Origin of the sequence: Micromonospora sp. A3M-1-15, assembly GCF_024213425.1 — a bacterium.
Lineage (GTDB): Bacteria > Actinomycetota > Actinomycetes > Mycobacteriales > Micromonosporaceae > Micromonospora > Micromonospora chersina.
Window position 1 is genome coordinate 122,653 of sequence record NZ_JANAVK010000002.1, and the last position, 7,515, is coordinate 130,167.

Below are 7,515 nucleotides of genomic sequence, written 5' to 3' on the forward strand. Positions count from 1 at the left end.
AAGCCGGCGGTGGGCGGGCGCGTCGAGGGGTCGCCGGGAGCCGCCGGAGGCGGTAGACAGGGCGCATGGCGTACCCCCGACAGCCGTTGCTGGCTCCCCAGGGCGCCGTCGCGACCAGCCAGCCGCTCGCGGCGGCCGCGGGCCTGGCCGTGCTGCGGCGCGGCGGCAACGCCGTCGACGCGGCGCTGGCCACCGCGATCACCCTGACCGTGGTGCAGCCACCCTCGAACGACATCGGTGGCGACCTGTTCGCGATCGTCTGGGACGGCGGCCGGCTGCACGGGTTGAACGCCTCCGGCCGCTCCCCGGCGGCGCTGACCCGGGAGCTGGTGCTGGCCGCGACGGAGCGGCGCGGCGCGGCACCGGTCGACGCGCTCGGCGGGGCGCAGGGCGAGGGGCGCACCGTGCCGGCCCGGGGCTGGCTGCCGGTGACCGTGCCGGGCGCCCCGGCCGGCTGGCGGGACCTGCACGAGCGGTTCGGCTCGCTGCCCTTCGCCGACCTGTTCGCCGACGCGATCGGCTACGCCGAGCGCGGCTTCCCGGTGGCCCCGGGCACGGCGGCCACCTGGGCGCGCGGGGTGGCCGCGCACGACGGGCTGGCCGGTGCGGAGCACGCCGAGTTCCGCCGGGTGTTCACCGTGGACGGCCGGGCGCCCCGGCCGGGGGAGTGGTGGCGCAACCCCGACGCGGCCGGCACGCTGCGGCGGATCGCGGAGAGCGGCGCGACGGACTTCTACCGTGGGCGGATCGCGGCGGCGATCGACGACCACGCGGCCCGGACCGGCGGCTTCCTCACCGGCGACGACCTGGCCCGGCACGCCTCGACCTGGGTCGATCCGGTCTCGGTGCGCTACCGGGGGCACGAGGTGTGGGAGCTGCCGCCCAACGGGCAGGGCATCGCCGCGCTGCTGGCGCTCCAGGTGCTCGACGGGGTGGACCTGGCCGCGCTGTCGCCGGAGGAGCGGCTGCACTGGCAGATCGAGGCCGTGAAGCTGGGCTTCGCCGACGCGCACGCCCACGTGGCCGACCCGGAGCGGGCCGAGGTGCCGACGGCCGCGCTGCTCGACCCGGGTTACGCGGCGGCCCGCCGAGCGCTGGTGACCGGGCGGGCCGGTGACCCGGTGGCCGGCGAGCCGGAGCGCGGCGGCACCGTCTACCTCTGCACGGCCGACGCCGGCGGCATGATGGTCAGCCTGATCCAGTCGACATACCTGGCGTTCGGCTCGCACGTGGTGGTCCCCGGGCACGGCTTCGCGCTGCAGAACCGCGGCCTCGGCTTCCAGCTCGACCCGCACCACCCGAACGTGGTGGGGCCGGGGAAGCGGCCGTACCACACGATCATCCCGGGCTTCCTGACCCGCGACGGGGCGCCGGTCGGCCCGTTCGGGGTGATGGGCGGGCACATGCAGCCGCAGGGGCACGTGCAGCTCGTCTCGGCCACCGTCGACGCGGGGCGTGACCCGCAGGCGGCCCTGGACACCCCGCGCTGGTACTGGCACGCCGGGCGGACCCTGCTCGTCGAGCCGGACCTCGACCCCGAGGTGGTCGCGGGGTTGCGGTCGCGCGGCCATGAGGTCACCGTCGCGGCCGAGCCGTCGGTCTTCGGGTACGGCCAGGCGATCTGGCGGGCGCCCGGTGGCGGGTACGCGGCCGGGTCGGAGTCCCGCGTCGACGGCGCGATGCTGGGCTGGTGATCAGGCGTCGACCCGCTCCCGGAAGGTCGTCCGGTAGGCGTGCGGGGTGGTGCCGACCCGGCGGGTGAAGTGGTGCCGCAGAGCCGCGGCGTCGCCGAAACCGGCCTGGTCGGCGACGCTCTCGACGCTCAGCCGGGTCTCCTCCAGCAGCCGCCGGGCCAGCAGCACCCGCTGGTTGGTCAGCCAGTCGTGCGGGGTGGTGCCGGTCTCGGCGCGGAACCGGCGGGCGAAGGTGCGCGGGGCCATCCCGGCCCGGGCGGCCAGCTCGTCCACGGTCACCGCCCGGTCCAGGTGCCCCATGAGCCACTCCAGCACCGGCTCCAGGGTGGGCGCCTCGGGCGCCCTGGGGATGGGCGCCTCGACGTACTGGGACTGGCCGCCGTCGCGGTGCGGGGGGACGACCATCCGGCGGGCCAGCCGGGTGGCCGTGGCCGAGCCGTGCTCCTGGCGGACCAGGTGCAGGCAGGCGTCGATCCCGGCGGCGGTGCCGGCGCTGGTGAGCAGCCGGCCGTCCTGCACGTAGAGCGAGTTGCACTGCACCCGGGCCGCCGGGAACCGCTCCTGGAGGTCGTCGACGTGCCGCCAGTGGGTGGTGCAGTCCCGCCCGTCGAGCAGCCCGGCCTCGCCGAGCACGAACGCCCCGGAGCAGACGCTGAGCAGCCAGGCGCCCCGGTCGGCGGCCCGCCGCAGCGCGGCCAGCACGGGCTCGGGGACCGGCGTCCGCCCGTCGCCGTGTGCGGGCACGGCCACGAGGTCGGCGGTCTCGATCGGGGTCAGGTCGGCGGTCGGGGTGAGCTGGAAGCCGGAGCGGCTGCGGACCGGGCCGCCGTCGGCGGTGCAGACGTCGAACCGGTAGCCGGGGAAACCGTCGGCGGTGCGGTCGGTGCCGAACACCTCCGCGACGACCCCGAGTTCGAACACGGCGACCTCTTCGAGGGCCACGACGGCGACGGAGTGAAGCATGTGACGAGGGTAACCCGACGGGTGGCGGGAAATCGAGGCTCACTGGCATTCCTGCCACTGTCCGAAGGGTACGGCGGCCCGCACACTTGATGGTGTCCGGTGCGCACCGGCGGCGAAACCCACATCAACCACGCGAAAGTGAGCGCCGCCATGACCGTTCTGCTGCTCCTTCTCTTCCTTCTCCTCCTCGTCGGCGCGAGCGCCTCCGGGCTCACCGCCGACAGTCGCGACTCGGCCGACTGGAAGCCGACCGAGGACGGGCGCCGCTGGCGCTCCCGCACCTGCTGAGGTGATTTGCTCCATCTGCGCCGATAATCCCCGGCGGGACCGCGCCAAAAGGGGCGGCCCCGCCGACGGAGGCCATCCGGCGTACGGCAGGCTAGGAGCATGGCTGACGGCTCCTGGTACGACGCCGACATCGACCACGTGATCATCTCCGAGGCGCAGATCCGCGAGAAGACCGCTGAACTGGCCAAGCAGGTCTCGGCGGACTACGCGCACGTCGACGACGGTCTCCTGCTGGTCTGCGTGCTCAAGGGCGCGGTCATGTTCATGGCCGACTTCGCCCGCGCGCTGGGCCGCCAGGGCCCGCCGGCCGAGCTGGACTTCATGGCCATCTCCTCGTACGGCCAGGGCACCACCTCCTCCGGCGTGGTGCGGATCCTCAAGGACCTGGACCGGGACATCGCCGGCCGGCACGTGGTGGTCGTCGAGGACATCGTCGACTCCGGCCTGACCCTCTCCTGGCTGCTGCGCTACCTGGAGTCGCGCTCCGCGGCCAGCGTCGAGGTGGTCGCCCTGTTCCGCAAGCCGGACGCGGTCAAGGTGCCGGTCCCCGTGAAGTACGTGGGCTTCGACATCCCGACCGAGTTCGTGGTCGGCTACGGCCTCGACTTCGGCGAGCGCTACCGCGAGCTGCCCTACGTCGGCGTGCTCAAGCCCGAGGTCTACGCCCGGGCCTGACCCCGGCGCCCCGCCGGTCGTCAGCCGACGTTCAGCGGGCTCTCAGCCTTCCGGTCTACGGTAGAGGCCGGTGACGTGGAGGCACTCTCCACGCCCGACCCCTCGAACCGCGTGACCGGGCGGTCGGGTGGCCGGGTGGGGAGCTCCCCGCCACGCCGGCTCAAACCCGGGTTCGCCGTACGCGTAAGTGCCGGGCTCGCAAGCTCGCATCTGGCACGAACGGTGTACCGTCGAATGACCGCGGCGCGGCAGTTCGCGCGCTTCGGGGTCGGGGCCGGCCCGCACGGCGGCTGCGGCCGCCGCCCGAGGCGGCGACACCATTCAGACGGTCAGGACGTCGATCAGGAGGATGCGGGCGCCTCGGTGCCCGACAACAGTATGGAACGTACGCGTTTCTTCCGCCGACCGGTGGTCTGGATCATCCTGGTCATCCTCGGCGCCGTTGTGCTCAGTCAACTCTTCACGGCTGGCCCCAGCTACCACCGCGTGGACACGTCGGTGGCGCTCGACCAGCTCCACACCGCAAAGATCAACAAGGCGGTCTTCCAGGACAAGGAGCAGACGCTCCAGCTCGACCTGGCCCAGAAGACGAAGTTCGGCGACACCACCACCGACCGGATCGAGGCCCAGTTCCCCTACGAGGTGGGCAACCAGATCTGGAACGAGGTGCTGGACGCCAAGGCGGCCAACCGGATCACCGGCCCGGCCGACACCAAGGTGTCGTCGGACAGCATCTGGGTGAGCCTGCTGGTCAACCTCCTGCCCATCGCGCTGCTCGTGCTCCTGCTGCTGTTCTTCATGTCGCAGATGCAGGGCGGCGGGTCGCGGGTGCTCAACTTCGGCAAGTCCAAGGCGAAGATGATCACCAAGGACACGCCGAAGACCACCTTCGCGGACGTGGCCGGGGCGGACGAGGCCGTCGAGGAACTGCACGAGATCAAGGACTTCCTGCAGAACCCGGCGAAGTACCAGGCCCTGGGCGCCAAGATCCCGAAGGGTGTGCTGCTCTTCGGCCCGCCCGGTACCGGTAAGACCCTGCTCGCCCGCGCGGTCGCCGGTGAGGCCGGCGTGCCGTTCTACTCCATCTCCGGCTCGGACTTCGTGGAGATGTTCGTCGGTGTCGGCGCCAGCCGGGTCCGCGACCTCTTCGAGCAGGCCAAGTCGAACGCGCCGGCGATCGTCTTCGTCGACGAGATCGACGCGGTCGGCCGGCACCGTGGCGCCGGCATGGGCGGCGGCCACGACGAGCGGGAGCAGACCCTCAACCAGCTGCTGGTCGAGATGGACGGCTTCGACACCAAGGGCGGGGTCATCCTGATCGCCGCCACCAACCGTCCCGACATCCTCGACCCGGCGCTGCTGCGCCCGGGCCGCTTCGACCGGCAGATCCCGGTCGACGCCCCCGACATGGAGGGCCGCAAGGCCATCCTGCGGGTGCACGCCAAGGGCAAGCCGTTCACGCCCGACGTCGACCTCGACTCGGTCGCCCGGCGCACCCCCGGCTTCAGCGGCGCCGACCTGGCCAACGTGATCAACGAGTCCGCGCTGCTCACCGCCCGCAAGGACCAGCGGGCGATCAGCAACGACTCCCTGGAAGAGTCGATCGACCGGGTGATCGCCGGTCCGCAGCGCCGGACCCGGGTGATGAGCGACCAGGAGAAGAAGATCACCGCGTACCACGAGGGTGGGCACGCGCTGGTCGCCTGGGCGCTGCCGCACGCCGCGCCCGTGCACAAGGTGACCATCCTGTCCCGGGGTCGGTCGCTGGGCCACACCCTGGTCCTGCCGACCGAGGACAAGTACACCCAGACCCGGGCCGAGATGATCGACACCCTGGCGTACGCGCTGGGTGGCCGGGCCGCCGAGGAGCTGGTCTTCCACGAGCCCACCACGGGCGCCGGCAACGACATCGAGAAGGCCACCCAGCTGGCCCGCGCGATGATCACGCAGTACGGCATGAGCTCCAAGCTCGGCGCGATCAAGTACGGCACCAGCGGGGACGAGCCGTTCCTCGGCCGCAACATGGGCCACGAGCGGGACTACTCGGATGCGGTGGCCGCCGAGATCGACGGCGAGATGCGGGCACTGATTGAGCTGGCGCACGACGAGGCCTGGGAGATCCTGGTGGAATACCGGGACGTCCTGGACAACATCGTGCTCGAGCTCATGGAGAAGGAGACCCTCTCCACGGCCGACATGGCCCGGATCTGCGCCCGGGTGGCGAAGCGCCCGCCGATGGCCCCCTACCACGGCTTCGGCAAGCGTCAGCCCTCCACCGAGCCGCCCGTGCTCACCCCGGCCGAGAAGGAGACGCTGAAGGCGCAGGCCCAGGCCGACGGCGCCTCGGTCGGCGGGTCCCCGTCGAACAACTCGGACGGTACCCACTGAGCAGCGACCCGACGGCCAGCTCCCCCAACCGGGAGCTGGCCGTCTCCGCGACCGAGCCCGACGGGGACGACGCGCTCGACTACGTCGCCGCCCGCCTGATCAGCGGCAAGCTGACCGGGCGGCCGGTGGAGGAGAGCGTCGACCTGGCCCGCATCGAGAAGGCGGTCCGGGAGATCCTCGTCGCGGTCGGCGAGGACCCGGACCGGGACGGCCTCCAGCAGACGCCCGCCCGGGTCGCCCGCGCGTACGCCGAGCTCTTCGCCGGCCTGCGGGTCGACCCGGCGCAGGTGCTCAGCACCACCTTCGAGGCCAACCACGAGGAGTTGGTGCTCGTCCGGGACATCGACGTGATGAGCCTCTGCGAGCACCACCTGCTCCCGTTCCGGGGCAGCGCGCACATCGGCTACATCCCCGGGCCGGACGGCCGCATCACCGGCCTGTCCAAGCTGGCCCGGCTGGTCGAGGTGTTCGCCCGGCGCCCGCAGGTGCAGGAGCGGCTGACCTCGCAGATCGCCGACCTGCTGATGACCAAGCTGGCGCCGCGGGGCGTCGTGGTGGTGCTCGAGTGCGAGCACATGTGCATGGCGATGCGCGGCATCCAGAAGTCCGGTGCCAAGACCATCACCTCGGCCGTCCGGGGCACCCTCCAGCACGACGCCAAGTCGCGCGCCGAGGCCATGGCGCTGATCATCCCCCGCTGACCGCAGCGAGACACAGGGCCCTTCCCACCGGGGAGGGCCCTGTGCCGTGTCCGGGGTCAGTCGGCCAGCATGGCCAGCAGCAGCCCGGCCGTGGTCAGCACCGCCGGGACCAGGCAGACCAGCGCGCCGAAGCGAGGTGTCCGGTCCACCCGGTCCGCCGGGCGGGGCCGGAACAGTCGCCCTACCGCGAGCCAGCCCAGCATGAACGCGACCGCCGGCAGCGGCAGCCCCACCACCAGCGCCAGCACGGTCAGCGGGCCGGTGCCCGTGGCGAGGAAGAGCACGAGCTGGACCAGCGGCACCAGCAGCGCCAGCGGACCGTAGACCAGCAGGTTGCGCGGGTGCACCGGCCAGCGGGCCAGCCGGGGCAGACCGCGCGCCGCGAGACTGTCGTCCGCCGAGTCCGCCCAGCCCCGGGCGGACCGCAGGGCGGCCAGCACGGCCGCCGGACCGGCCGCCATCGGCCGGGTCGCCTCGGTCACCTCGGGGGGCGTCGGGACCAGCGAGATCGCCGGCACGCCCAGCTCCCGCAGCCGCGACTGCTGCGGGGCGAGCCGCTCACGGACCGCCGTCAGCTCCTCCCGGGCCGCCGCCACCGACCGGGCCTGCTCGCTCGCGGCGGTCGCCGCCGCCCGGCGTACGCCGTCGAGCTGGCGGGCGGCCGCCACGTAATCCGCCCAGGCCGCCCCGGCCGCGTCCACGTCGACCGTCGGACCGCCGGACCGGGGCGCCGGCACCGCCGTGCCGGTCTCGCTCATGGCTGCACCCTCTCGGTTCGCGACTGCGGGGCTCGCAACCCCGGCTCA

General features: G+C 73.1%; 7 protein-coding genes. 5 read left to right on the plus strand and 2 right to left on the minus strand.

Annotated features, from left to right (window positions below; genetic code table 11):
• Window positions 1-65: 65 nt before the first annotated feature.
• Window positions 66-1,694 (plus strand): gamma-glutamyltransferase family protein, encoded by a 1,629-nt coding sequence (locus tag NLX85_RS10245; RefSeq protein WP_254333968.1) that lies wholly within the window; start codon window positions 66-68, stop codon window positions 1,692-1,694.
• On the opposite strand, the gene NLX85_RS10250 is transcribed toward NLX85_RS10245, so the two are convergent.
• Window positions 1,695-2,657, minus strand: coding sequence for a GlxA family transcriptional regulator (locus tag NLX85_RS10250; protein ID WP_254333970.1), 963 nt, complete (start codon window positions 2,655-2,657; stop codon window positions 1,695-1,697). It abuts the gene before it with no gap.
• 99 nt (window positions 2,658-2,756) lie between these two features.
• Between NLX85_RS10250 and NLX85_RS10255 the strand changes: the two genes are divergently transcribed.
• From NLX85_RS10255 to folE, 4 genes are all read left to right on the plus strand, one after another.
• Window positions 2,757-2,945 (plus strand): hypothetical protein, encoded by a 189-nt coding sequence (locus tag NLX85_RS10255; protein WP_091317011.1) that lies wholly within the window; start codon window positions 2,757-2,759, stop codon window positions 2,943-2,945.
• 99 nt (window positions 2,946-3,044) lie between these two features.
• Window positions 3,045-3,620 (plus strand): hypoxanthine phosphoribosyltransferase, encoded by a 576-nt coding sequence (gene hpt / locus NLX85_RS10260; RefSeq protein WP_073837711.1) that lies wholly within the window; start codon window positions 3,045-3,047, stop codon window positions 3,618-3,620.
• A gap of 378 nt (window positions 3,621-3,998) precedes the next feature.
• Window positions 3,999-6,008, plus strand: a complete 2,010-nt coding sequence (gene ftsH / locus NLX85_RS10265) for an ATP-dependent zinc metalloprotease FtsH (protein ID WP_254333972.1) — start codon at window positions 3,999-4,001, stop codon at window positions 6,006-6,008.
• Between the two features lie 35 nt (window positions 6,009-6,043).
• The gene (gene folE, locus NLX85_RS10270; RefSeq protein WP_091317017.1) at window positions 6,044-6,709 is read left to right on the plus strand and encodes a GTP cyclohydrolase I FolE; all 666 of its coding nucleotides are present in this window, start codon (window positions 6,044-6,046) and stop codon (window positions 6,707-6,709) included.
• 56 nt (window positions 6,710-6,765) lie between these two features.
• On the opposite strand, the gene NLX85_RS10275 is transcribed toward folE, so the two are convergent.
• Complete coding sequence (locus NLX85_RS10275) at window positions 6,766-7,467, minus strand: hypothetical protein (protein WP_254333974.1); 702 nt, start codon at window positions 7,465-7,467, stop codon at window positions 6,766-6,768.
• Between the last annotated feature and the right edge of the window lie 48 nt (window positions 7,468-7,515).

What these genes read in the sequence shown, in the direction of transcription:
- hpt (WP_073837711.1), top strand. Translation starts at nt 3,045, where the DNA reads ATGGCTGACGGCTCCTGGTACGACGCCGACATCGACCACGTGATCATC.
- NLX85_RS10275 (WP_254333974.1), bottom strand. Translation starts at nt 7,467, where the DNA reads ATGAGCGAGACCGGCACGGCGGTGCCGGCGCCCCGGTCCGGCGGTCCG.
- NLX85_RS10250 (WP_254333970.1), bottom strand. Translation starts at nt 2,657, where the DNA reads ATGCTTCACTCCGTCGCCGTCGTGGCCCTCGAAGAGGTCGCCGTGTTC.
- ftsH (WP_254333972.1), top strand. Translation starts at nt 3,999, where the DNA reads ATGGAACGTACGCGTTTCTTCCGCCGACCGGTGGTCTGGATCATCCTG.
- NLX85_RS10245 (WP_254333968.1), top strand. Translation starts at nt 66, where the DNA reads ATGGCGTACCCCCGACAGCCGTTGCTGGCTCCCCAGGGCGCCGTCGCG.